Annotated in this window: 14 protein-coding genes; 12 read left to right on the forward strand and 2 right to left on the reverse strand. The window is 73.2% G+C overall.

Annotated elements, in window-relative coordinates; all coding sequences use genetic code 11:
* The first annotated feature begins 2 nt into the window (after positions 1 to 2).
* The 11 genes from FED44_RS03910 (at position 3) to FED44_RS03960 (ending at position 23,075) form a co-directional block, all read left to right on the forward strand.
* Positions 3 to 8,654 carry a type I polyketide synthase gene (locus FED44_RS03910; RefSeq protein ID WP_138459761.1) on the forward strand — a complete coding sequence of 2,884 codons (8,652 nt, stop codon included), beginning with the start codon at positions 3 to 5 and terminating at the stop codon, positions 8,652 to 8,654.
* Positions 8,651 to 10,021, forward strand: coding sequence for a cytochrome P450 (locus FED44_RS03915; RefSeq protein ID WP_138459762.1), 1,371 nt, complete (start codon positions 8,651 to 8,653; stop codon positions 10,019 to 10,021). The genes FED44_RS03910 and FED44_RS03915 overlap by 4 nt, the downstream gene beginning before the upstream one ends.
* Positions 10,022 to 10,746: 725 nt before the next feature.
* Positions 10,747 to 12,030, forward strand: coding sequence for a poly(ethylene terephthalate) hydrolase family protein (locus FED44_RS03920; protein WP_111700181.1), 1,284 nt, complete (start codon positions 10,747 to 10,749; stop codon positions 12,028 to 12,030).
* 261 nt (positions 12,031 to 12,291) lie between these two features.
* Positions 12,292 to 15,186 carry a glycosyl hydrolase family 95 catalytic domain-containing protein gene (locus FED44_RS03925; RefSeq protein WP_138459763.1) on the forward strand — a complete coding sequence of 965 codons (2,895 nt, stop codon included), beginning with the start codon at positions 12,292 to 12,294 and terminating at the stop codon, positions 15,184 to 15,186.
* A 53-nt stretch (positions 15,187 to 15,239) separates the two neighbouring features.
* Positions 15,240 to 17,243 (forward strand): multicopper oxidase family protein, encoded by a 2,004-nt coding sequence (locus tag FED44_RS03930; RefSeq protein ID WP_138459764.1) that lies wholly within the window; start codon positions 15,240 to 15,242, stop codon positions 17,241 to 17,243.
* A gap of 108 nt (positions 17,244 to 17,351) precedes the next feature.
* Positions 17,352 to 17,552, forward strand: a complete 201-nt coding sequence (locus tag FED44_RS03935; RefSeq protein ID WP_111700180.1) for a DUF1918 domain-containing protein — start codon at positions 17,352 to 17,354, stop codon at positions 17,550 to 17,552.
* A 41-nt stretch (positions 17,553 to 17,593) separates the two neighbouring features.
* Complete coding sequence (locus FED44_RS03940) at positions 17,594 to 18,151, forward strand: hypothetical protein (protein ID WP_133305962.1); 558 nt, start codon at positions 17,594 to 17,596, stop codon at positions 18,149 to 18,151.
* Positions 18,152 to 18,186: 35 nt separating this feature from the next.
* Positions 18,187 to 20,640, forward strand: a complete 2,454-nt coding sequence (locus FED44_RS03945; RefSeq protein ID WP_138459765.1) for a P-loop domain-containing protein — start codon at positions 18,187 to 18,189, stop codon at positions 20,638 to 20,640.
* Entirely contained in the window at positions 20,637 to 21,815 is a 1,179-nt protein-coding gene (locus tag FED44_RS03950) for a WD40 repeat domain-containing protein (RefSeq protein WP_138459766.1), read from the forward strand. Before FED44_RS03945 ends, FED44_RS03950 begins: the two co-directional genes overlap by 4 nt.
* A gap of 64 nt (positions 21,816 to 21,879) precedes the next feature.
* Positions 21,880 to 22,488 carry a ClpP family protease gene (locus tag FED44_RS03955; RefSeq protein ID WP_111700164.1) on the forward strand — a complete coding sequence of 203 codons (609 nt, stop codon included), beginning with the start codon at positions 21,880 to 21,882 and terminating at the stop codon, positions 22,486 to 22,488.
* Positions 22,485 to 23,075, forward strand: coding sequence for an ATP-dependent Clp protease proteolytic subunit (locus FED44_RS03960; RefSeq protein ID WP_111700163.1), 591 nt, complete (start codon positions 22,485 to 22,487; stop codon positions 23,073 to 23,075). Before FED44_RS03955 ends, FED44_RS03960 begins: the two co-directional genes overlap by 4 nt.
* 3 nt (positions 23,076 to 23,078) lie before the next feature.
* Here FED44_RS03960 and FED44_RS03965 read toward each other — a convergent pair whose 3' ends face one another.
* The gene (locus FED44_RS03965; RefSeq protein ID WP_138459767.1) at positions 23,079 to 23,450 is read right to left on the reverse strand and encodes a helix-turn-helix domain-containing protein; all 372 of its coding nucleotides are present in this window, start codon (positions 23,448 to 23,450) and stop codon (positions 23,079 to 23,081) included.
* Between the two features lie 74 nt (positions 23,451 to 23,524).
* Positions 23,525 to 24,133 carry a class I SAM-dependent methyltransferase gene (locus FED44_RS03970; protein ID WP_208758814.1) on the reverse strand — a complete coding sequence of 203 codons (609 nt, stop codon included), beginning with the start codon at positions 24,131 to 24,133 and terminating at the stop codon, positions 23,525 to 23,527.
* A gap of 172 nt (positions 24,134 to 24,305) precedes the next feature.
* On the opposite strand from FED44_RS03970, the gene FED44_RS03975 reads away from it, so the two are divergent.
* On the forward strand, positions 24,306 to 24,905 hold the full coding sequence (locus FED44_RS03975; protein WP_208758815.1) for a TetR/AcrR family transcriptional regulator: 600 nt from the start codon (positions 24,306 to 24,308) through the stop codon (positions 24,903 to 24,905).
* Positions 24,906 to 25,048: the final 143 nt, after the last annotated feature.

Raw genomic sequence — 25,048 nt, forward strand, 5'->3', positions numbered from 1 at the left:
CCATGGAAGAGGCCACCAAGCCGACCCCGCTCACCCGTGCCCTCGCCACCATCCGCACACTGCGGCGGCAGCTCGACGAACAGCGGGGGAACCAGCCGATCGCGATCGTGGGCGCCGGGCTCAGGTTGCCCGGAGGCATCACCGACCTCGACGGCTACTGGGCGGCCCTCGCCGCGGGCCGCGACCTGGTGCGCCCGATGCCGCGCGAGCGCAGGGGCCCCTTCGGCGACGCGTGGGAAGGCCTGCCCCAGCGCGGCGGTTTCCTCGACGACGTGCTCGGTTTCGACGCGGAGTTCTTCGGCATCAGCCCTCGCGAGGCCCGTCATCTCGATCCCCAGCACCGGCTGCTGCTGGAGGTGGTGTGGGAGGCGATGGAGAACGCGGGCCTGCCGGCGGAGCGGGTCGCGGGCACCCGCGCCGGCTTCTACCTCGGCGTCATGTGGCAGGACTACCGCGACTGGCTGCGGGACGAACCCGACGCCTACGCCACCACCGGCAACGGCCACAACTTCGCCGCGGGCCGCGTCGCGTACGCGCTGGGGCTGACCGGGCCCACGCTCGCGGTCGACACCGCCTGCTCCTCCTCGCTCGTCGGCGTACACCTGGCCGTGCAGGCCCTGCGCCGCGGAGAGTGCGAGATCGCCTTCGCCGCCGGCACGAACCTCATCCTGTCGCCCACCTCGGCGCGGCTGGTGCGGGAGACCCGATCCCTGTCGCCGGACGGTTTGTGCCGGCCGTTCGACGCCAGGGCGAACGGCTTCTCCCGGGGAGAGGGGTGCGGGGCGGTCGTCCTCAAGCGGCTCGACCACGCGCTGCGCGACGGCGACCGGGTCCACGGGGTGATCCGGGGCACGGCCGTCAACCAGGACGGCCGGTCCGGCGGCTTCACCGCGCCCAATCCGCTCTCCCAGACCTCCCTCCTGCGGGCGGCCCTGGAGGACGCCGGCCTCCAGCCCTCCGACATCGGGCACGTCGAGGCGCACGGCACGGGCACCGCCCTCGGCGACCCGATCGAGATGGAGGCCCTGGCGGCGGTCATCGGCCGGGACAACGGCGGCCTGCCGCTGCACGTCGGGTCCGTCAAGAGCAACTTCGGGCACCTGGAGGCCGCCGCGGGCATCGCGGGGCTGATCAAGGCCCTTCTGTGCGTACGGCACCGCCAGGTGCCCCCGGTGGTCCACTTCCGGACGCTCAACCCCAGGATCGACCTGTCCGGAACCGGCATCGTCGTGCCGGACACGCTCACCGGCTGGGCCGAGGGCAGCGGGCCGTACGCCGGGGTGAGCTCGTTCGGGATGAGCGGCACGAACGCCCACGTGATCGTGGGCCCGCCCGACCCCGTGACGCCTCCCGCGGAGGGCGTCCCCGTCGGCGGCGTCCGGGGCTTCACCGTGTCGGCCAGGACGCCCCGGGCGCTGCGGTCCCTCGCCGCCCGCTACGCGGAACGAGTCGTCGCGCTGGGTCCCGAGCGCTACGCGGCCTTCGCCTACACGGCCACGCACGGGACGACCCGGCACCCCGTCCAGGCCTGGATCGACGCCGCCGATCCGGAGGCGGCGGCCGCGGCCCTGCGCCGCCTGGCCGACGAGGGCCCGGCGACCGACTCGCCCGGGGAGGTCGCCGAACCGGCCAGGAACGCCACCGGCCTGCCGCGGCAGGTGACCGACCTGCCGGCCTACCCCTGGCAGCGGCAGCGGTACGCCCCCGGCCGCCCCTCGACGTACGAGATCGGCTGGACCGTCCAGGAGGTCGCGGCGTCGGTCGACACCGCCGCCGTGACGCTGACGGGAGACGACCGCGAACTCCTCGGCCTGATCGAGTCGGCGTGTCCCGACGCCGTCCGCGCCGACGCCGGCGGACCCGTGCTCCTGGCGATGCGGGCGTCGCCGATGCCGGCGGGGGCCGATCTCTGCGCCGCCGTCACCGCCGAAGTGCGCGAGCTGGCGGCGCGACGGCCGGGCCGCCGGGTGTACGTGGTGACCCGCGCCGCCCTGCGCACGAGCGAGCGCGACCACGTTCCGGCCACGGACCACGGTCTCCTGCACGGCCTGGCGCCCGTGCTGGGGCTGGAGTTCGGCGACGCCTGGGGCGGCGTCGTGGACCTGCCCGGCGAGCCCACCCCCGAGGACGCGCGGGCCCTGGTCGAGTTCGCCGCCGCCGGCGGCGACGAGGACCTCGCGGCCGTCCGCGACGGACGCGTCCTGGTGGCCCGGCTGCGGCCGGCGGACCGGCAGCCGCCACACCTGACCGTCCGGGACGACGCCACCTACGTCGTCACCGGCGGGCTCGGCGCCGTGGGCCGGGAACTGGTCGGCGACCTCGTCCGGCGCGGCGCCCGCCATCTCCTCGTCGTCGGCCGCCGCGCGCCCGGCGAGCTGACCGGGGAGGGCTCGGCCCTGCTGGCCCGGCTGCGGCGCGACGGGGTGCGCGTCGTCTACCGGGGCGGAGGCTGCGACACCCCCGAGGCCCTGGCCGCGGCCTGCGCGCCGCTGGGCGACATGCCCGCCGTGCGGGGGGTGGTCCACGCGGCCGGCACGCTCGGCCGCGCCCCGGCGGCGGACCTGCGGGCCGCGGACTTCGAGGCGGCGCTGCGGCACAAGTACGGCGGAGCCTGGTGGCTGCACCAGGCCGCCCGCGTCTGGCCGCTGGACTTCTTCGTCCTGGTCTCGTCGGTCTCCGCCGTGTGGGGCACCAAGGGCTGCGCCGCGTACGCCGCCGCCAACGGCGGCCTGGACGCCCTGGCGGCCCACCGGCTGTCCATCGGGCTGCCCGCCGTGAGCATCGCGTACGGCCCGTGGGCCCTTGACGGCGCCGGGCTGGCGGACGACGTCACGCGTGAGCGCTCGGCCCGGGTGGGAGTCGGCGAGCTGGACCCGGGGGCGGGCTGCGCGGCGCTGACCGACCGGGTCTCCGGGCCGGCCGGGCACCTGGTGGCCTGCCCGCTCGACGTGGACCGCTTCGGGCGGACCATGTCGGGCCTGCGCCCGCGCGGCCTGTTCGCGGAGCTGGCCGGGGGCGCCGCCCGGCGGGAGCAGGCCTCCGGATCGGCGCCGGAGACTTCGGAGGCACCGGAGACAGCGGAGCCGGAGGAGGCGAGGAGGGCGGGGAGCCTGCCGGACCTGCGCGGCCTGCCGGAGCGTGAACGGGAGCGCGTGGTCCGGGCCCACGTCGCGCGGCTGCTCGCCGTACAGCTCGGGCACGACGACCCCGCGGCGCTCCGGGAGGACGCCGGGTTCCTCTCCCTCGGCCTCGACTCGATCATGGCGGCCGACCTGGCGGTCACGCTGTCGCGGGTGTTCGGGACGCCGGTGCGCCCGGCGGACCTGTTCGACCACCCCACCATCGCCGAACTGTCCGGCTTCATCCTCGGCGACGGTGACGGCGACGGCCGGTCCACCGCGGACCCGGCGCCCGCACCCCCGAACGGACGACCCCACCCCGTCATCCATCCCGCCGCCGTCCGTCCCGCCGTCTCCACCGAGACGGATCCGGTCACCGAACCCATCGCCATCGTCGGCATGGCGGGACGCTTCCCCCAGGCCGATTCGGTGGACGAGCTGTGGGAGCTGCTGCGCGAGGGGCGCGACGGCGTCACCACCGCGCCCGAGGACCGCTGGAACGCGGCCGCCCGCGGCCGGATGACCACCGACCAGGGCGGCTTCCTGCGTGACATCACCCGCTTCGACGCGGCGTTCTTCGGCATCCCGGCCCGGGAGGCCGACAACCTGGACCCGCAGCAACGGCTGCTGCTCGAGTCGGCCTGGCATGCCCTGGAAGACGGCGGCATCGACCCGCGGACCCTGCGGAACACCCGCACCGGCGTGTTCGTCGGCATCAGCTACGGCGACTACGCGCGCGTCCTGGCGGCGGGCGGCGCCGAGGCGGTGGACGCCTACTACGGCACCGGCACGGCGCTGAACGCGGCGGCCGGACGCGTCGCCTACACGCTGGGGCTGACCGGGCCCGCCCTCGCCGTCGACACGGCGTGTTCCTCGTCCCTGGTGGCCGTGCACCTCGCGGTCAGGTCCCTGCGTTCCGGAGAGTCCGACACGGCCCTCGCGGGCGGCGTCAACGTGCTGCTCGATCCCATGTCCTCGGTCGCGGTCAGCCAGGCCCACATGCTCGCGCCGGACGGCCGCTGCCGGTCGTTCTCCGCCGACGGGAAGGGGTTCGTCCGGGCCGAGGGATGCGGCGTCCTCGTCCTCAAACGGCTGAGCGACGCGCGGCGCGACGGCGACCCGGTGTACGCCGTGATCCGGGGCACGGCGGTGAACCAGGACGGAGCGTCATCCGGGCTGACCGCGCCGAACGGAACGGCGCAGGAGGCGCTGCTGACCGCGGCCCTCGCCGACGCCGGGACCGACGGCGCCGACGTGTCCTATCTGGAGGCGCACGGCACCGGGACGCCGCTGGGCGACCCGATCGAGCTGGGCGCGGCCTGGCGGGTCCTCGGACGGCGGCGGTCCGGTCCGCTCCACGTGGGCTCGGTGAAGAGCAACATCGGCCACAGCGAGTCGGCCGCCGGTGTGATCGCCGTCATCAAGACCGTCCTCGCCCTGCGGCACGGCACCATCCCCGCGAACCTGCACTTCAGCGCGCCCAACCCGCAGATCGCCTGGTTGGAGACGGACCTGCGGGTCGTCGCGGCTCCGACCCCGTGGCCCCGCGGAGAGCGCCCGAGGGTGGCGGGGATCTCGGGGTTCGGCTTCACCGGGACCAACGCGCACGTGATCGTCTCCGACGCCCCGCCGGACGGCGAGCCCGTCCCGCTCCCGTCGTCCGGCCCCCATCTGATCCCGCTGTCCGCGCCGGACGCGGCGGGCCTCGCGAGGCTGTCGTCGCTGTGGGAGCGCCGCCTGTCGGCCGCGGCCGACGGCGAACTGCCCGCGCTCGCCGTGGCGGCGGGCGCCGGGCGCGCCCACTTCCCCCACCGCCGCGTCCTGCTGGGCGGCGGCCGGGAGGAGCTCCTCGCGGCGCTCCGGGAGGACCCGCCCGCCGCGCCGGCCAGCCGGCCGCCCCGCGTCGCGTTCCTCTTCTCGGGGCAGGGCAGCCAGTACTTCGGCATGGGCCGCGACCTCTACGAGACCGAGCCGGTCTTCCGGCGCGTCTTCGACTCCTGCGACCGCACCCTGCGGCCGGTCCTCGGCGTCTCCCTGGCCGAGGCGATGTTCCACGGTGACGACCGGAGGCTGCTCGACGAGACCAGGATCACCCAGCCCGCCCTCGTCACCCTGGAACTCGCCCTCGCGGCCCTGTGGGAGTCCTTCGGCGTCACCCCCGCCGTGGTCATGGGACACAGCGTCGGGGAGATCGCGGCCGCCGTCCACGCGGGCGTGCTGGAGCGCTCGGCGGGCCTGCTGCTCGTCGCCGACCGCGCCCGGCTGATGCAGGCGACCCCGCGTGGTGCGATGCTGTCCGTCGAGGCCCCCGCCGACCGGGCCGCCGCCTGGGCCGACGACTTCGGTCTCGACCTCGCCGCCCGCAACGGCCCGCGGGCGAGCGTGCTGTCCGGCGCTCCGGAGTGCGTGGACGCGCTCGAAGCCGCCCTGCGCGCCGAGGGCGTACGCCATCGCCGGTTGAACGTCTCGCACGCGTTCCACTCCCGCCTGCTCGACCCCGCCGTCGAGGAGTTCGCCGGGCTGCTCGCCGGGATGGAGTTCCACGACCCCGAGGTGCCGATCATCTCGAACCTCACCGGGTCGCCCGCCGGTCCCGGAACGTACGACGCGGAGTACTGGTGCCGGCACGCCCGAGAGCCCGTCCGGTTCCACGACGGCCTGCGGTGGCTGGGCGCCCTCGACGTCGACGTCTGCCTGGAGATCGGCCCCGACCGGACCCTGGTGAACCTGGTCCGTGCCGGGGGTCTCGCCCCGGCCGGCGGGGCGGTCTCCTCCCTGCGCAGGGGAGCGCGTGACCACGCCTCCCTGCGCGCCGCCCTCGCCTCGCTCTACCTGCTGGGCCAGGACGTCCGCTGGCGGGCGGCCCGGGGACCGGGCGGCGTCCCCCGCTCCGGCGCGCCGCTCTATCCGTTCGCGCCCACCCGGCACTGGGCGCGGGCCAGGACGGCGGCGCCTCCCTGGGGCACTCCGCTGCGCTCACCCGCCTTCCGCGGCCGGGTCTTCCGCACCGAGCGCACCACGGACTACCCGCCGCACCTCGACGACCACCGCCTGTACGGCACGGTCTCGGTGCCGGGCGCCTCCCAGATCGCGACGGCCCTGTCGGCGCTGGCGCCCCAAGGAGCCCCCGTCGCCCTGGAGGACCTGCACTTCCCCCGGGCGCTGGTGATCCGCGAGGGCGAACGCTACGAACTGCAGACCGTCGAGACCGAGGCCGGCGACGGCAGGCGGACCGTCAGCGTGCAGAGCCTGGTGGAGGCCGACCGCTGGCAGGAGCACCTGACGGCCAGGCTCGTCCCCGGCGCCCCCGCTCCCGCGCGCGGCGCGCCCGACCCGGACGCGTTCATGGCCGGGGCCGGGACGCACCTCACCGGCGAGGACTTCTACCGGCACCTGCGCGGGCTCGGCTACCACCTCGGCCCGTCCTTCCGGTGGATCGACCAGGTGTGGGTCCGCGGCGCCGAGGCGCTCATCCGCTTCACCCGGCCGCCCGCGATGAGCGAGGACCCCGGGGACTACGAGATCCACCCCGGGCTGCTCGACTCGTGCCTGCAGTCCGCCGTCGTCTTCGCGGTCGCCGCCGCCCGCGGGGACACCGCGACCGAGAGGCAGGACCTCGCGATCCCGTTCGCGGCCGCCGCCCTGTCCTTCCCCGGCCGTCCCGCACCGGGCGGGGACCTGTGGGGACACGTCAGGGCCACCCTCGACGGCGAGACCGGCCCGGACGGCGACTTCCGGCGGATCGCCTCCGCCGACCTCCACATGTTCGACGAGCACGGCGCGACCATCCTCACCGTGGACGGCTTCCGCTTCCGCATGGCGCCGCGCGCGCTGCTGCGCCGGTCGCTGCGGGCCGGCGCGGCCAACGCCTACGAGCTGACCTGGACCGGCTGGGCGGCGACGGCCGCCCCCGGCGGCCGGGTCCGACACATCGCCGTCCTGGGCGCCGGCGGCGGGATCGGCGAGGCGTGCGAGCGGCTCGGGCACCGGACGCGGGCGCTCGGCCGCGACACCGTGCTTCCCGATCTTTCCTCCGACCTGCCACCAGACCTGATCCTGGACACCCGGTTCCTCACCCCGCCCCCGGCGCCCGCCACGTCGGACGACGCGCTGACCGCCGTCCAGGCCCTCGCGGACTCCCTCAAGGCCGCCCCGCCTCAGGTTCCCTACGTGGTCGTGGCGGCGGCGGACCACCGCGTGGCACCGGTCCGCGAGGCGCTGTGGGGCATGCTCTCGTCCCTGGAGGCCGAGCAGCGGGAACGGCGGCTGATCAGGGTGACGCTCGACGCCGGCTGGGAGCCCGCCCACGTCGCCGCCGCCCTCACGCGACTGCTGGACGAGGGCGTCCCGGAGACGAGGCTCGCCGTCGGACCGGCGGGCGTCCGGGCGGCACGGCTGACGCCCCGGCGGCGGGAGCGGACGGACTCTCCGCCGGCCGGCGTCGCGGCCCTGATCACCGGAGGACTCGGCGCGCTGGGCCTGAGCGCCGCCGCGATCCTGGCCCGCCACGGCGTCCCCGCCGTCACGCTCATGGCGCGCTCGGCCCCCGGCGCCGCCGCCCGCGCGGTCATCGCCCGCCTGACCGCCGAAGGCGTCCGGGTCCGCGTCGTCCAGGGCGACGTCACCGATCCCGCGGCCTGCCGCCGGGCCGTCGCCGAGGCGGGACGGGACGCTCCGCTGGGGATCGTGCTCCACCTCGCGGGCACGACGGACGACCGGGCCTTCGACCGGATGACCGGCTCCTCCTTCCGCGAGGTCTTCGCGGCCAAGGCCCGGGGCGCCGACACTCTGGCGGCGGTCCTGGACCCGCGTACCCTCAGGTCGTTCGTGCTGTTCTCCTCCGCCTCGGCCGTGCTCGGCTCCGCCGGTCAGGCCAACTACGCGGCGGCCAACGGTTACCTCGACGGCCTCGCCGAGTCGCTGCGCGCCCGCGGCGTCCCCGCCACGAGCATCGGCTGGGGGCCCTGGATCCCGGAGGACGCCGGTGGGCTCGCCGCCTCGGCGGCGACGGAGCGGGCCTCCGCGAGGAGCGGGGTGAGCCCGCTCAGCGACCGTGAGGCTGAGGACCTGCTCCTGGAGGCCCTGGCCGACCGTCCCGCCCGGCTGGTCGCCGTACGCCTGGACGAGGAGCGCCACGCCTCCCACCTGGACGGGCATCCGGCCGCGGCGCTCCTCCCCGGCGCGTCGCCTCGTCCCGTCCCCCCGCCCGCCGGTCCGGTGGTCTCCCGGCGCCGTCCGCGTGGCTGGCTCCGGGACGAACTCGCCACGCTCGACCCCGCGTCCCGGGACGCGCTGCTCAGGGAGACCGTCCGCGCCGCGGCCGCCGGCGTGCTCGGCGAAGGCGCGGAGATCGACGACGAGCTCGAGTTCGCCGTCATGGGACTCGACTCGATCATGGTCATCGACCTGCGCACCGTTCTCTCCGAGGCGCTGGGCGCCGACCTGCCCTCCACCGTCGCCCTGGACCACCCCTCGGTGGCGCTGCTGTCCGCCCACCTCTCCGGCCTCTTCGCCCTCGAAGGAGTCCCCTCATGACCACGGCAGCGGACCGCACCGCCATCGCCCCGGTCCTCGACGGCCCGCGCGGGCTGCCGCTCCTCGGCAGCCTCCCGGAGTTCGCCAGGGACCCCCTCGCGTTCCTGAGCCGCCTTGCCTCCTACCCGGCCGACCAGGTGCGGTGGCGGCTGGGCCCGGCCCCCGTCGTCTTCCTGAACAACCCCGAGATGATCCACGAGGTGCTCGCCGCGCGCGAGTTCACCTTCCGCAAGCCCGACCTCGGCTACGCCTTCAGGCACCTGCTGGGCGACGGGTTCATCACGTCCCGGGGCCCCGAATGGCGGCGCAAGCGCGGCATGGTGCAGCCCGCCGTACGCCCCCGGCAGGTCCGCGCGTACGCGGAGATCATGAGCGCGGCGGCGCAGGAGCTCGCCTCGCAGTGGGCTCCCGGCCGGCGCGTCGACGTCACGGCGGAGATGCTCGCGCTGAGCCAGCGCATCACGGTCCGCACGATCTTCGGCACCGACTCGGGGGTTCGGGAGGAGGTCATCGCCGACTCCATGCTCATCGCCCAGCACCAGATCGGCGTCGAGTTCCGCGGTCTCGGGCCGATGATGCCCGACTGGATGCGCACGCCCGGACGGCGCCGCCTCAAGCGCGCGGTCGACGTCCTCGACACGGAGGTGCGCCGGCTGGTCGCCCTCCGGCGTGAGTCGCCGACCGAACGGGACGACCTGCTCACCAGGCTCCTGGCCGCGCGGGACGCCGCGGGCGCGCACCTCACCGACAAGGAGATCCGCGACGAGTGCGTCACCATGTACGTCGGGGCGCACGAGACCACCGGCACCGCCCTGACGTGGGTCTGGTATCTGCTCTCCCGCCACCCCCGGGTCCGGGAGAGGCTCACCGATGAACTGCGGCGGGTCCTGAACGGCCGTGTCCCCGGCTACGAGGACTACGCGCGCCTGCCGTACTGCGAGCAGATCGTCAAGGAGGCGCTGCGGATGCGGCCGCCGGTCTGGATGATCTACGCGCTGGCGGACGAGGGAGCGACGCTGGCGGGCCGGCCCGTACGGAAGGGCACCCAGGTGTGGATGAGCCCGTGGGCCACCCACTTCGACCCGCGCTGGTTCGGGAACCCGCAGGAGTTCTCTCCGGAACGGTGGGCGCGGGACGCCTCGACGGCCGGAACGGTCACCGAGAACGCCTGGTTCCCCTTCGGCGGCGGCACTCGCGTGTGCATCGGCGTGCGTTTCGCCATGGTCGCCTCGGTCCTCGTCCTGGCCACCATCGCCCAGCGCTTCCATCTGGAGGTCGAGCCGGGTGAGTTCGCACCGAAGATCGGCCTCACTCTCCAGCCCGAGGGCACCATGCACGCGTCGCTGCGCCCGGTGACGACGGACTGACGGCGGCGTGACCCGCCCGTCTCCGAAAGGCCTCCGCCACCGGCGGTCACGGGGCCTCGACGTGGTGTCCGCCGGGGTCCCGGGGACGAGCCGGACGCACGCATGCCCCTCGGATGATTGTTAACGCTAACAATCTGCCCTCGTCTTCGCCCTCCTCCACATCGACAGACCAACCGGTGGTGGTGGGGCGGAGCAAAGCCGAGGCGGGGGCACGGTGTCAAGAGGCGCTGTGCGTCCGGCCGCGAACGCGGAAGGGCACGGAAGCGGCCGAACTGCCGCATCAGAGGCTCCGCGGGGCTCACCCGAGAAGACGTCGGGGTGAAACGTTCATCCGATGACTTCGCTCCCGGACCACCGGCCGGCTGTGACGATGCCGGGATCACGAGGCGGTTTGCATAGATCGGGGGTTTCGCTGCCTCACCCTACCCTTGACACATTTCGGTGAGGTTTCCACACTGAGCCCCGAGGCGGTCTCCCGCTGTCCGGTGGTGGTGCGCGGGGCGGAGGGCCGCCCTTCGCGACGCCCTCCTGGTGTGCGCTCCCCTGCCCGGGAGCACGGCGTCCAGCGCTGAATGCCCCGCGTTCCCCCTTTCTCTGGTTGCAGTCATGGAGGCTCAGGCATGGGCGCACACGCCGTTCCGCCGCCGGGAACCCGGCGATCATCCACGCCCGCGTCCGGGCCCGGCTCGCGGAGCCGTTCGCTCCGCCGCGCGATGGGCCGGGCGATGGCGGCGGCGGTTGCCGTCATCGGGCTGTTCTCGGCGGCCATCGCGACCCGGCCGGCATCGGCCGCGGACAATCCCTACCAGCGCGGGCCGAACCCGACCGTGGCGAGCGTCGCGGCCACCAGGGGGACCTTCGCGACCGCGCAGACCAGCGTGCCGGCCGGCAACGGCTTCGGCGGCGGAGTGATCTACTATCCGACCGACACCAGCCAGGGGACGTTCGGCGGGGTCGCGATCGTGCCGGGCTACTCCGCCCTGTTCGCCAACGAAGAGGCCTGGATGGGCCCCTGGCTCGCCTCCTTCGGCTTCGTGGTGATCGGCATCGAGACCAACAGCCGCACCGACAGCGCGGACGCCCGGGGGACCCAGCTGCTCGCCGCGCTGGACTACCTCACCCAGCGCAGCTCGGTACGCGACCGGGTCGACCCCAACCGGCTGTCGGTCGTCGGCCACTCGGCGGGCGGCGCGGGGGTCCTCAGCGCGATCCTCCGGCGGCCCACCCTCAAGGCCGGGGTCGGGCTCGCGCCCGGCTCGCCCGTCGGCGACTACGGCCTGTCCAACGACCGGGTGCCGACGATGTTCATCTCCGGCCAGCGGGACACGACGGTCACGCAGTCGTACCTCAACGGGCTGTACACCACCATCCCGGCCTCGACGCCGAGCGCGTGGGTGGAGATCACCGGGGTGGACCACCTGTTCGCGACGCGGGCCAACACGACCGAGATGCGGGTGCTGATTCCCTGGCTGAAGATCTGGGTGGACAACGACACCCGGTACACCCAGTTCCTGTGCCCGCTGGCGGACTCCAGCAACATCTCGATGTACCGCAACAAGTGCCCGTACGTGCCGCCGGGCCAGTCGTCGCCGAGCGCCTCCCCCTCGGCCAGCCCGTCGCAGTCGCCCTCGCAGTCGCCGTCACAGTCCCCGTCGCAGTCACCCTCCCAGTCGCCCTCACAGTCGCCGCACACCAGTCCGTCGCCCCCGCCTCCGGGCGCCTGCGTGGCCGAGTACCAGCCGCAGAACTCGTGGCCCGGCGGCTACCAGGCGTTGGTCACGGTGAAGGCGGGCAGCTCGGCGATCAACGGCTGGACCGTCAGGTGGACGCTCGGCAGCGGCCAGACGATCACCCAGGCGTGGAACGGCACGCTGAGCACGAGCGGTTCCTCCGTGACGGTGAGGAACGCCTCCTACAACGGCTCGCTCCCGGCGGGCGGCTCGGCCGCCTTCGGGTTCCTCGCCACCGGCACGCCGTCGACCCCCACCCTCACCTGCACCAGCCCGTGACCGGCCGCGGCACTGTGTGCTGATCGATGTCCCGTTGACTCCGGAGAGGGCCGCACACACGACCCTCTCCGGGCTCCGGCAGGGCCTCTTATGGCGGTGGGAGGCCCTGCCGGAGAGAACTTCACCCCTACCGCCGCCTCCCTCAGAGCCTTCGGGCCGTAGGTCATCCCCCCGGACACCCGCCGAGTCTCGCCCGGAGCCGAACTCCTGGTCGAAACGATTCCGACGTGTCCGTACCCGCCGTGGACTTGGAGAAGTGAATTGTCTGATTTCACCCGAAGGCAAGCGCTGCGATTCGGCGCGGCCGGAGCCGGAGCCGCGCTGTTGCCCCTGCAGTGGACGGCGGCCGCGCGAGCCGGGTCGGTGGCGCCGGCGCAGGTGCTCGCCGCGAACGATCTGGCGCTGTGGTACGACGAGAGCGCCGGGACGGACTGGCTGCGCGCGCTGCCGATCGGCAACGGACGCCTGGGCGCGATGGTGTTCGGCAACGTCGACGTCGAGCGGCTCCAGCTCAACGAGGACACCGTCTGGGGCGGCGGGCCGTACGACCAGAGCAACACGCGCGGCGCGGGGGCGCTGGCGCAGATCAGGCAGCTGGTATTCCAGAACCAGTGGAGCCAGGCCCAGACCCTGATCGACCAGAACATGCTGGGCAGCCCCGCGGGCCAGCTCGCCTACCAGACCGTGGGCAACCTGCGGCTCACCTTCAGCGCCGGCTCCAGCGGAGTCTCGGGGTACAACCGGCTGCTGGACCTGACCACGGCCACCACGGTGACGACGTACTCGCAGAACGGCGTCAACTACCGGCGTGAGACGTTCGCCAGCGCGCCCGACCAGGTCATCGTCGTCCGCCTGACCGCCGACCGGGCCGGATCGATCACCTTCTCCGGGACGTTCGACAGCCCGCAGCGCGTCACCCGCACCAGCCCTGACGGCACGTCGGTGGGTATCGACGGCATCTCGGGCAACTTCGAGGGCAAGACCGGCTCGGTCAAGTTCCTGGCACTGGCCAAGGCCGTCGCCGACGGCGGCACGGTCAGCAGTTCCGGCGGCACGCTCCAGGTGCGGGGCGCCAACAGCGTGACACTGCTGATCTCCATCGGCTCCAGCTACGTCAACTACCAGAACGTCGGCGGCGACTACCAGGGCATCGCCCGCAACAACCTCAACTCCGCCGTCGCCCGCACCTTCGACGACCTGCGGTCCCGGCACGTGGCCGACTACCAGAACCTGTTCGGGCGCACGACGCTCGACCTGGGCCGGACGTCCGCGGCCGACCAGCCGACCGACGTGCGGATCGCGCAGCACGCGAACACCAACGACCCGCAGTTCTCGGTGCTGCTGTTCCAGTTCGGCCGCTACCTGCTGATCTCCTCCTCACGTCCCGGGACGCAACCCGCCAACCTGCAGGGCATCTGGAACGACTCGCTGGCCCCGCAGTGGGACTCGAAGTACACCATCAACGCGAACCTGCCGATGAACTACTGGCCGGCCGACACGACGAACCTGTCGGAGTGCTTCGACCCGGTGTTCAAGATGATCAACGACCTCTCGGTGACCGGCGCCCGCACCGCCCGGGTGCAGTACAACGCCGGTGGCTGGGTCACCCACCACAACACCGACGCGTGGCGGGCCACGTCGGTCGTCGACGGCGCGCTCTGGGGCATGTGGCAGACCGGCGGCGCGTGGCTGTCCACCCTGATCTGGGAGCACTACCAGTTCACCGGCGACCTGAACTTCCTGCAGCAGTACTACCCCGCCATGAAGGGCGCCGCGCAGTTCTTCCTCGACACCCTGGTGACCGAACCGAGCCTCGGCTATCTCGTCACGAACCCGTCGAACTCCCCGGAACTGCCCCACCACTCGGGCGTCAGCGTGTGCGCCGGCCCGACGATGGACAACCAGATCCTGCGCGACCTGTTCAACGCGTGCGCGCAGGCGAGCCTGGCGCTCGGCACCGACTCCGACTTCCGCACCCGGGTCCTCGCGGCCCGCGACCGGCTCGCGCCGATGAAGGTCGGCTCGCGCGGCAACATCCAGGAGTGGCTCTACGACTGGGTGGAGACCGAGCAGAACCACCGGCACATCTCCCACCTGTACGGCCTGCACCCCAGCAACCAGATCACCAAGCGGGGCACCCCGACGCTGTACAACGCGGCGCGCCGAACCCTGGAGCTGCGCGGAGACGACGGGACCGGCTGGTCGCTCGCCTGGAAGATCAACTACTGGGCGCGAATGGAGGAGGGCGCCCGCGCGCACAACCTGATCCGCCTCCTGGTCAGGACGGACCGGCTCGCGCCGAACATGTTCGACCTGCACCCGCCGTTCCAGATCGACGGCAACTTCGGCGCCACCTCCGGCATCGCCGAGATGCTGCTGCAGAGCCACAACGGCGAGCTGCACGTGCTGCCCGCGCTGCCCTCGGCGTGGCCGAGCGGGAAGGTGCAGGGCCTGCGGGGGCGCGGCGGCTACACCGTCGGCACGACCTGGAGCTCCGGTGTGGCCACCGAGATCCTCGTCAAGTTCGACCGCGCCGGCACCGTCAAGGTGCGCAACCGGATCTTCACCGGGACCTACCAGGTCGTCGACAGCGAGACCGGTGAGGCCGTCACCGTCACCAAGCCCGAGGCCGACGTCGTCGCGCTGACCGGCCAGGCCGGCCGCACCTACCGCCTGACCGGGTCCGGCAGCACCTCCTCGCCGTCGGCGTCACCGTCGGCCTCGGCGTCACCGACGCCGCCGTCGACCTACGTGCGGATCGTCAACGCCACCACCGGCCTGGTGCTGGACAGCGGCGGCAACGTGGCGTCGGGGTCGAACGTCAAGCAGTGGAACTGGGACGGCAGCAACAACCTGCAGTGGCAGCTGGTCGACCTGGGCGGCGGTTGGTACCGGATCGTCAACCGCACCAACGGCATGGTCATCGACAGCTGGGGCAACACCGCCAACGGCGCCGTCGCCAGGCAGTCGGCCTGGAACGGCGGCAACAACCAGCAGTGGCGCCTCAACGACGTCGGCAACGGCCGCTCCCAGATCATCAACCGCGGCACCGGGACCTCCCTCGACGGCATGGGCTACACCAGCGCCGGCTCCAACGTCGGCATGTGGACGCCGAACAACAGCACCAACAACCACTGGACGATCACCGGCGTGTGACCCGGCCGATCCGGGCATGATGGAAAGGAGTGTCGGGGCGGCGGGGGATCGCCATGAACACACGACGGGGCATACGGCGGGTCACACGACGACTGACCAGGCGGGACTTCCTCAAAGGATGCGCGGCGGTCACGCTCGTGGGGGCGCGCGGCCCGGCGGGACCCACCCGCCGGCCGGCGCCCGCCGGGCCGCCGCTGCTCGACGCCGCGTCCGTGCCCAAGTACGTGGCCGCGCTTCCCGTTCCCGCCGTGATGCCGGCCGCGCCCACGGGTGACGGCTCGCTCGACCGCTACGTCATCGGCGTGCGCCGGTTCCGGCAGCAGATCCTGCCGCCCGGCGCACCGCCCACGACCGTCTTCGGCTACGGCTCGGCCCCGCACCGGGGCACGTTCGCCGTCCCGGGACGCACGATCGAGGCCCGGGTGGACCGTCCCGTCCAGGTGACCTGGGTGAACGAACTGGTGGACCGGTGGGGTGATCATGTCCCGCACCTGCTGCCCGTCGATCCGACGCTGCACTGGGCGAACCCGCCCGGCGGCCCGCCGGGCCGCGACGGCAGGCCCGCGTTCGCCGCCACCCCAGGGCCCTACCGGGGGCCGGTCCCGGTGGTGACCCACCTGCACGGCGGGCACAGCCCGGACGACAGCGACGGATACCCCGAGGCGTGGTTCCTGGCCGCCGGGGACACCCCGGCCGGCTACGCGCGGGAGGGATCCCGGTACGCGGGCTTCGCCGCCGCCTTCGAGGGCCGGACGGGCGTCGCCTGGTACACCGGGTCGGCCGTCAACCGGTACGGCAACGACCAGCACCCGGGCACCCTCTGGTACCACGACCACACGCTCGGGGTGACCCGGCTCAACGTCTACGCCGGTATGGCCGGGTTCTACCTGCTCCGGGGCGGCCCGGCCGACCTGCCGTCCGGCGTCCTTCCCGGGCCGGCGCCGGGGGCGGGGGCGGGCGATCCGGCGGGGACCCGCTGCCACGAGATCCCGATCGTGATCCAGGACAGGACGTTCACCGCGGACGGCTCGCTCCACTACCCCGGCAGCCGGGCGGCCGGCGGGTACGGCGGCCCGTACGTCCCGCGCACCGACGTCCCGCCCATCTGGGTGCCGGAGTTCTTCGGCGCCGCCATGACGGCGAACGGCCGGACCTGGCCGCTGCTGGAGGTCGAGCGGCGCCGTTACCGGTTCCGCTTCCTCAACGGCTGCAACGCCAGGGTCCTCGCCCTCGGCATCGCCGGCTCGCCGGTGGCCCGGCCCGTCCGATCGGCGCTGCCGTTCTGGCAGATCGGCGCCGACGGCGCGTTCCTGCCCGCGCCGGTCGCGCTCGACCGGCTGCTGCTGGCCCCTGCCGAACGCGCCGACGTGGTGGTCGACTTCACGTGCGTTCCGCCGGGCACCCCGCTCTACCTGGTGAACGAGGGGCCCGACGGGCCGTACCGGGGGGAGACCGCGGCCCCGCCCGCCGATCCCGCCACCACCGGGCAGGTGCTGAAGTTCCTGGTACGGCCGGCCTCCGGCCGTGACCTCAGCGTGCCGCCCGACCAGCTGGAGCTCCCCCAGGCCGCCCGGCTCGGCCCGGCCGTACGGACGAGGAGGCTCGCCCTGCTGGAGCAGAGCTCCGCCGTCCGGGGGGCGGGTCCCGTCACGACGCTGCTGGGCGAAGCCGCCGGGCGGGGATGGGCCGCGAGAAAGTGGCACGACCCGGTCACGGAGAACCCGGGCGTCGGCGACGTCGAGATGTGGGAGTTCCACAACCTCACGCCGGACGCGCATCCCATCCACATCCACGAGATCCTTTTCGAGGTGGTGGACCGCACGCCGTTCCACGGTCCGGCGCGGCCGGCGCGGCCCTGGGAGCGGGGACGCAAGGACACGGTCATCGCCCTGCCCCGGGAGGTGACCCGGGTCAAGGCCCACTTCGACCGGGCCGGGCTCTTCGTGTGGCACTGCCACATGCTGGAGCACGAGGACAACGAGATGATGCGGCCCTACCGCATCGGAGGCCGGCCGCGCGAGCCCGCCCGTGAGGCCGGACGAAACCCCGGAGACTGACCCACCCTCGGCGACGGAGGTCCCTCGGTTACGGGACCTCCTGCCCTAAGCGGAAGGCGCGGCCCGGGCCACGCTGGAATGGCAGCGACGGGGGAGAAGGGGGCGTACATGAAAGCGGCAGTGGGCGACCGGTTGATCATCGAGAGCCTTCACCTGGACGGACCTCGCCGTACGGGCGTCATCACGGCCCTCCACCACAGCGACGGGTCCCCGCCCTATGTGGTCCGGTGGCTGGACGAGGAGCACGAGACCTTGATCTTCCCCGGCCCGGACGCCCACGTGGAGCCCCGCCGGGAGCATACGGCGTAACGACACGTCGCCCCCAGCCGACAGACAGGCGACGGGAGGCGATGGGATTGTCGGACTCGTTGAGTCTCGCGGCGCTGGGGGCGGTGGCGCTCAGCGAGGGGATCACGTTCCTCTACGACGAGGCACGAGAACTGCTGAAACGGTGGCGGGAGAGACGGGACCGCGAGGTGGTCGAGGTGCCCGGCTCCGCCGCCGGGGTGCTGGACGCCCCGCTGTCCGCGGCCGAGGTAGCGGACAGCGTCGTCGCTCGGAACGCCGAGTCCCTGACGTCGCTCCGCCGCGCGCTGATCGAGTACGCCGAGGAGGGGCGCGTGCCCGACCCGGGCGACCGCGGCCTGCTCGACACGGTCGACGCCCTTCGGCGGGTGCTGGAGGTCGCGTACGGCCAGCGGATCACGTTCAGGGGCGAGCAGCGGGAGCCGACGGGCTCGGGGATCGACGTGGCCGTCGAGGCGGATGTGGTCGAGGGATATCTGGCGGGTCTGCGGGCGCGGGGCGGGCTCCACCCCGGCACGGAGGTCCGTGCCGAGATGCGGATCGGCCGGGTGTCCGCGGGCGGCGAGGCGGTCGGGGTCGACCTGGACGGCCGGAGCGGTTGAGCACCGGGCCTGCCGCGGCGCCCGGGCGTTCCCCTATGCCCGACGTCGCCGGGCTCGTGCCCCGGCCCTGGATCACGGCCCGGCTGGACCGGTGGCTGCGCACGGAGGACACGCGGATCTTCCTGGTCACCGGTCCGCCGGGCACGGGGAAGACGGTGTTCGCCGCTCGGCTCGCGGCGCCGGAGGACGAGCACGACACGCCGGGCGGAGGGGACGCCCGCCCGGAACGGCCGGACGTGGTGCTGGCCCACTTCTGTGACGCGAGTGACGAGCGCACACTCGACGCGCTGGACTTCGTCCGCGCGTTGTCGGGCGCGCTCGCCCGCCGCATACCCCGGTTCGCCGACGCGCTGGCCGCGTCGGCCGCGGGCGCGGCCGCGGTCATCACGATCAACAGCACGCAGACCATCGGCACGGTGGAGGCGGGTGCGCGGGTCGCCAACGTCCAGATACGCGTGTCCGGGAGCGTGCCGACCCGGCAGGCGTTCGCGCACCTGGTCCGGCGCCCTCTGGAAGCCGCTGTGGCGGACGGGTGGGACGAGCGGCTTCTGGTGGTCGTGGACGACCTGTCCGCCGGGTACCGCTACGACTCCGAGGACACGATCGCCCACCTGATCGGCGTCGTGGCCGGCAATCCGGCGGAACTGCCCGACGTGCTGCGCTTCGTCGTGACCGCAAGGCCGGATCCCTGGGTGCTGCGCGACCTGCCGCCGCCGGCTCTAGACCTGCGGGCCGACCGGCCCGCAGGCGAGGACGACATCCGGCGGTACGTGCACCGCCGATTGCCCGCCGCCGGGACGGCGTGGCGGCTGTGGGCCGATCGCGTCGTGGCGGCGGCCGACGGCAACTTCCTCTACGCCCGGCACGTGGTCGAGCGCCTGCCGGCCGGAGGCGAGGTCCCGCCGGACCCGCCCGCCGACCTGCCCGAAGGGCTGACCGGCCTGTACCGGGCCTGGTTCAGGGCGGACATCGCGCGTTCGCGTGACCTCTGGTGGGACCTGTACGAGCCGGTGCTGGCCGCCCTCACCGTGGCGCGCGGTGCGGGGCTCACCCACGAGCAGCTGTGCGGCATCACCGGCCTGCCGCGCTCCCGGGTGCGCCGTGTGCTGGAGGAGTGCGCGCAGTTCCTGCTCGGCGCCCCCCGGTCGGGGCCCGTCCGCCTCTACCACGACTCCTTCCGTGACTATCTCGCCGAGGAGGAGGTGCAGGTCGAGGAGGCGCACCACGCCGTGCTGCGCTACTTCGTCCGCCGCCACGGCGACGACTGGCTCGGCGCGGCAGAGTACGCGTGCGACCACCTCGCCACCCACGCCGCGGCGATCGGCGAACTCGCGATCCTGGTGAACCGGCCGGACTTCCTGGTCGCCGCCGAGCCCGGGGGCGTACTGCGCGCGCTGTCCAGGCCCGGCGTCACGGGCCGGTACGCCGAGGTCTACCGGCGTGCCGGCCGGCTGCTCGCGGACCGCGACCGGGGCGAACGCGCGTCCTACCTGCAGATGGCGGCGTACGAACTGGGCGAGGCGAAGGCGGCGACGGCGTTCGCCGGGCTCCTGCCGGAGCGCCGGTGGACCCCGTTGTGGGCCTCGATGCTCCGCCATCATCCGGGACGTGTCGTCGGCGCGCACCCCGGCGGTGTGCTCGCCATGCTGTGGTTCCCGCGTCCGGACGGCACGACCGTCGTCACCGCGGCCCCGGACGGCACGGTGCGGTTCTGGGACCTGCGCACCCACACGGTGCTCGGCGTCCTGACGCTGCCGTCGGGCACGCCGGCCGCCCGGCTCGCACTCCTCGGCACCGGAGACGAGGCGGTGCTGGCGGTGGCGGCGCTGGACCAGGTGTGGCTGGCGGACCCGGAGCGGATGGAGGTGACCGGTTCCGTGCCGGCACGTCCCGGCTCGCCGGTGACCGCGATGGCCCCCACAGTGCTGGAAGGCCGGGCGGTCGTGGTGCTCGGGTACGCCGACGGGATCGTCCAGGCGGTCGACCCGTTCACCGGCGAACCGGTCACGGAACCGGTGCCCGCCCACGAAGGCCCGGTGCTGTCGCTGGCGGGAGGGCTCGACGACGGCGTGCTGTCCGGCGGAGCCGACGGCGCGGTGATCCTCTGGGGCCTGCACGGGGAGATCGACCGCCAGCCGGTGATCCGTCCGCCGGATCCGCCCACCTGGTGCGGTACGACCACGTTCCTGAGCGGCGACACCGGACGCTTCGCGCTCGCGGCGGGATACAGCGACGGTGTGACGGACGTGATCGTCTTCGGTGACGACGACTCGGAGAAACGTACCGGCATCGGCGGCCACGAGCCGGCCGCCTGGCAGCTCGACACCGCCTTTCTCTCCGAGGGCCTTCTCTTGCAGTCGAGGATGCGCCGGGGCCGGAACGGCTATGCGGACGTGCTGCGGGAGGTACGCGAACTGCACCTCCGCGGGATGAATCCCGACGACGGGCCGCCCGAGTCACGCGAGATCGTCCTGCTGTCCGGCGGGTGACCTCCGTCGATCTCCTGGAGGTGGACGGCCGCCTCCACCTGGTCACCGGCGGGCATGACGGCGGGGTCACGCTGGTGCACGATCCCGGCGAGGACGAGCCCGTGGTGGAGTCCCTGTTGCCATGGGGGGAGCCGGTCTCCGCCGTAATGTTCTCGGAGCTGGACGGAGGCCTCGTGCTGGTGTCCGGGGAGTCGGCGGTGGGCGGCACGATCCGGGAGTGGCCGTTGCGATCCGGAGCGGACCTGCTCCCGCCTCCGGTCGGTGAGCTGGCCGCTCCGGTGATCGGCCTCGACGCGCTGACCGACGGGTCCGGCCGGCCGGTCGTCGCGGCCGTGCTCGCCGACGGCTCCGTCGTGCTGCGCGAGGAGGGCCGTACGCGACCCCTGGAGACGGGAGAGCTGGTCACGGCGGGTGTCCGCCTCTGGCGGTGGAAGCGCCGGGTCTGCGTGGCCGCCTACGGGCAGTGGGGGCCGGAGGCCGCCGTGCGGCTGTGGACACCCGGGTCCTCCGGGGAGACGGTCGTGACCGATGTGCGCCTCGGCCGTCCCGGCGTCGTCCACGAGGTCACCGTGGTGGGGGACGGCGGCCGGTTGCTCGCCGCGGGCGACTGGGAGGAGCCCGTTCTGTGGACGCTGACCGCCGAGGAGAACCGGTGGGACGGCGCCCCGCTCCCGGTACCCGGCGTGCACCCCCTCGCGGTCGGCACGAGCAACGCCGTGCAGTGGATGACGCCGGTGGCCGGTTCACAGGGCCACGAGGTGTTCGTCGGTGGTGTGGCGCTCGTCCACCACCTCTCCGCCCAGGGACACCGGATCACCGGGCACCTGCTCCTCCCCCAGACGAACGCCGTCTCGATCCTGCACGAGAACGGGCGGGCACTGGTCTTCGGATACGGACACTCAGTGCGGGTGGAGAACCTGGACGACCCCGAGGCCTCCACGAACCTCGACGCCCCACCGGAGAGCGAAGTCACGGCGGTGGCCGCTCTGGAGGACGGCTCGCTCCTCGCCGCGGGCACGGGCGACGGCCGGCTGCTGGTGTGGCGGGGACAGGACCATCCCGAACATGTCGTACAGTTCGGCTCCCCGATACGTCAGATCGCCGTGCCCACGCCCGGCATCGCCGTCGTCCGTACCGACGCGGGGGTCCAGGCCGTCCGGCTCTCACACTCATGAGTGCGCATCTGCTGTCAGCAGACATATCGGCGGTTCGCGGGGGTGGGGCGGATACAAAGGCGGCATGCCTGTTTCAGCGAGCACGAGTTACCGGGATCGGTTGAACGAGAAGCTGTTCCAGCAACGGACACTGCTGTTGACCGGAGAGGTCGACGACGAGATGGCCGAGCGGGTGTGCGCCGAGATGGTGCTGCTGGCCTCGGCGGACCCCGAACGCGACATCATCCTGTACATCAACTCACCCGGCGGGTCGGTGCTGGCCGGCCTCGCGATCTACGACACGATGAAGCTGGTCCCGAACGACGTGGTCACCGTCGCACTCGGGATGGCGGCGAGCATGGGGCAGGTGCTGCTGGCGTCCGGCACGCACGGCAAGCGGATCAGCCTCGCGCACAGCCGGATCATGATGCACCAGCCGTCGGCCGGGATCGGCGGCACGGCGATCGACATCGCCATCCAGTCCGAGAACCTCAGGTACATGAAGCGGCAGTCCGAGGAGATCCTCGCCGCCGAGACGGGCCGGAGCGTCGAGGAGATCGCCGCCGACAGCGACCGGGACCGCTGGTTCACCCCGGAGCAGGCCCGCGACTACGGGATGATCGACGAGATCGTCGGCTCCTTCCACATCCTCGCGCCGTACGCCGCGCCCAACCGGACGGGGTTCTCCTCATGAGCCAGTACACGATCCCGTACGTGATCGAGAAGACGCCGGTCGGGGAGCGGTCGTTCGACATCTTCAGCCGCCTGCTCAACGAGCGGATCATCTTCCTCGGCACCGAGATCGACGACGGCGTCGCGAACGTGGTGATGGCACAGTTGCTCCACCTGGAGGCGGACAGCCCGGACCAGGAGATCAACCTGTACATCAACTCCCCCGGCGGGTCGTCGACCGCGATGCTCGCGATCTACGACACCATGCAGTTCATCCGGGCCAAGGTCGCGACGTACTGCATGGGCCAGGCGGCCTCGGCCGCCGCGGTGCTGTTCGCCGCCGGAGCCCCCGGACGGCGGTTCGTGCTGTCGCACTCCCGCGTGCTGCTGCACCAGCCGTCCACCCAGGGGCAGGGCACCATCTCCGACCTGGCGTTGCAGGCGGCCGAGGTGATGCGGATGCGCGTGCAGACCGAGGAGATCCTCAGCCGCCACACGGGGGTGGACGTCGAGCGGCTGCGCAGGGACACCGACCGGGACCGGATCTTCAGCGCCCGCGAGGCCATCGAGTACGGCCTGGCCGACGAACTGATCGCGACGCGCGGGTAACGCTCACGCCGCCAGCAGCAGCGTCGTGCCGGACGCCCCGCGCCCGGCGATCCGGCGCGACGCCGTGATCCGCCGTACGGCGCGGGTGAGCAGGTGCTCGATCGGCAGCCCGAGCGCGTCGCACACCGAGTGCAGCATCTCCGACGACGGCTCCTTGCGGCCGCGCTCGACCTCCGACAGATACTGCTTGGACATCCCGACCGCACGCGCCACGTCGTCGAGCGTGCGGTCCTGGTCCAGCCGCTCGTCGCGGAGGATCTCGCCGTACACGCTGCGCAGCAACGGGTCGGGGCCGTCGGGGATCTCCGGGCCGCGCTTCTCGCCTGCCCGGCGCGTCCGGATGTCGACGACGACTGGTCGGCCGGAAGCTGCCATGCCTGGAAGTCTGACACGGCCGGATCTCCGGCGGCACGCCTGTTCGCGCAGAGAGGAGCGGCCTCCTCTGGAATTCAGGAGTGGGTGGCGGGAGGGCGGACGGCGTTCACGTAGTAGAGCACCGGCCCCACGGTGCCCGTGCTCTCGACGCGGAGACCGGCGCCGGGCACCAGGGTGGCGAGCAGTTCCGGCATGGTGGGCCGTACCGCCGGACCCGCCACCATCTCGGCCAAGCGGGCGGCGAGTGGGTTGACCGGCGGGCGGAACTCGGCGATCAGCAGCCGTCCGCCCGGCCGCAGGACGCGGAACATCTCCCGCACGGCTGCGCCTCGGGCCGAGCCCGGCATGTGGTGCACCGCGAAGCTGGAGACCACGATGTCGAACGAGACGTCCGGGAAGGGCAGCGCCTGCCCCTCGCCCACCTTGTAGGAGCAGTTGCCGGGTGAGCGCCGGCGCGCGTGTTCGAGCATCGGCGGCGACGGGTCGACACCGATCACCCGCCCTTCGGGGCCCACGAGAGGAGCCAGCATCCGGCTCCAGTAGCCGGTGCCGCAGCCGACGTCCAGAATCCGATCGCCCGGCCCCGCCCCGGACAACGCGGCCAGACGGGCGAAAACGCTGCGGCGACGCCCGGCGAACCCGATTTCGGCCAGAATCTCATAACCCCGCGGATAATTGATCACGCCACCCCCGTCATCGTTTTCCGAGTGACGGTGCATGAGCTTTCCCCTGGCCACAGGCCTCCCCCTTCTTGTTTCGGAACAACCTGTTCGGTTATAAATGATCGATTCACCGGCCCGGAGCGGTCAACAAGCAAATCGATCAGGCTGTGCCGTACTGGACAGAAGGGGAAACGTGTTCGGAAACCAGCGGCGGGAGAGCACCGACCGCCGGGTACGGCGCACCCGGAAGGCCGTTCAGCAGGCGTTGATAGAGCTGGTCCTGGAGAAGGGCTACGAGGCGGTGACGGTCACTGATCTGATCAACCGCGCCGACGTCGGCCGCTCGACCTTCTACGCGCACTTCGCCGACAAGCAGGACGTGCTGTTCAGCAACCTCGACGAGCTCCACGGCCTCCTTCGCCTCGCCCCCGCGGCCAGGCCGGGCACGTTGTTCGCCTTCAGCCTGCCGATGTTCGAGCACCTTCACGAGCAGCGCCGGCTCGCGCGTGCGCTGCTCGGGCGTCGAGGGGGCAGCGCCGTGATCGCGCGCGGAGAGCAGATCCTGGCCACGGTCGTACGCGACGAACTGCTGGCGGCCCTCCCTCCGCGAAGCACGCCGCCGCCCTCGCTCGACCTGATGGTGACCTGCGTCGTGGGGGCGTTCATGGCGCTGCTGCGGAAGTGGGCGGACGGCGAGATCAACGCCACCCCCGCCGAGATGGACGCGGCGTTCCGCGCCGTGGTGACGCCGGGCGTGGAGACCGCCCTCGCGGCAGGCGCCGGCCGGCCGTAGCGCACCACCGTCCCCAGCGCACCACCGTCCCCAGCGCACCACCGTCCCCAGCGCACCACCGTCCCCAGCGCTGCCAGGCTCGTCACCGCCGAAGGCGCGTGACCGGGCGGGTGGCTTGTCGGATGTGGTCGATACGCTGACCG

This window comes from Microbispora triticiradicis, from assembly GCF_005864065.1.
In the GTDB taxonomy this organism is placed as follows: Bacteria; Actinomycetota; Actinomycetes; order Streptosporangiales; family Streptosporangiaceae; genus Microbispora; species Microbispora triticiradicis.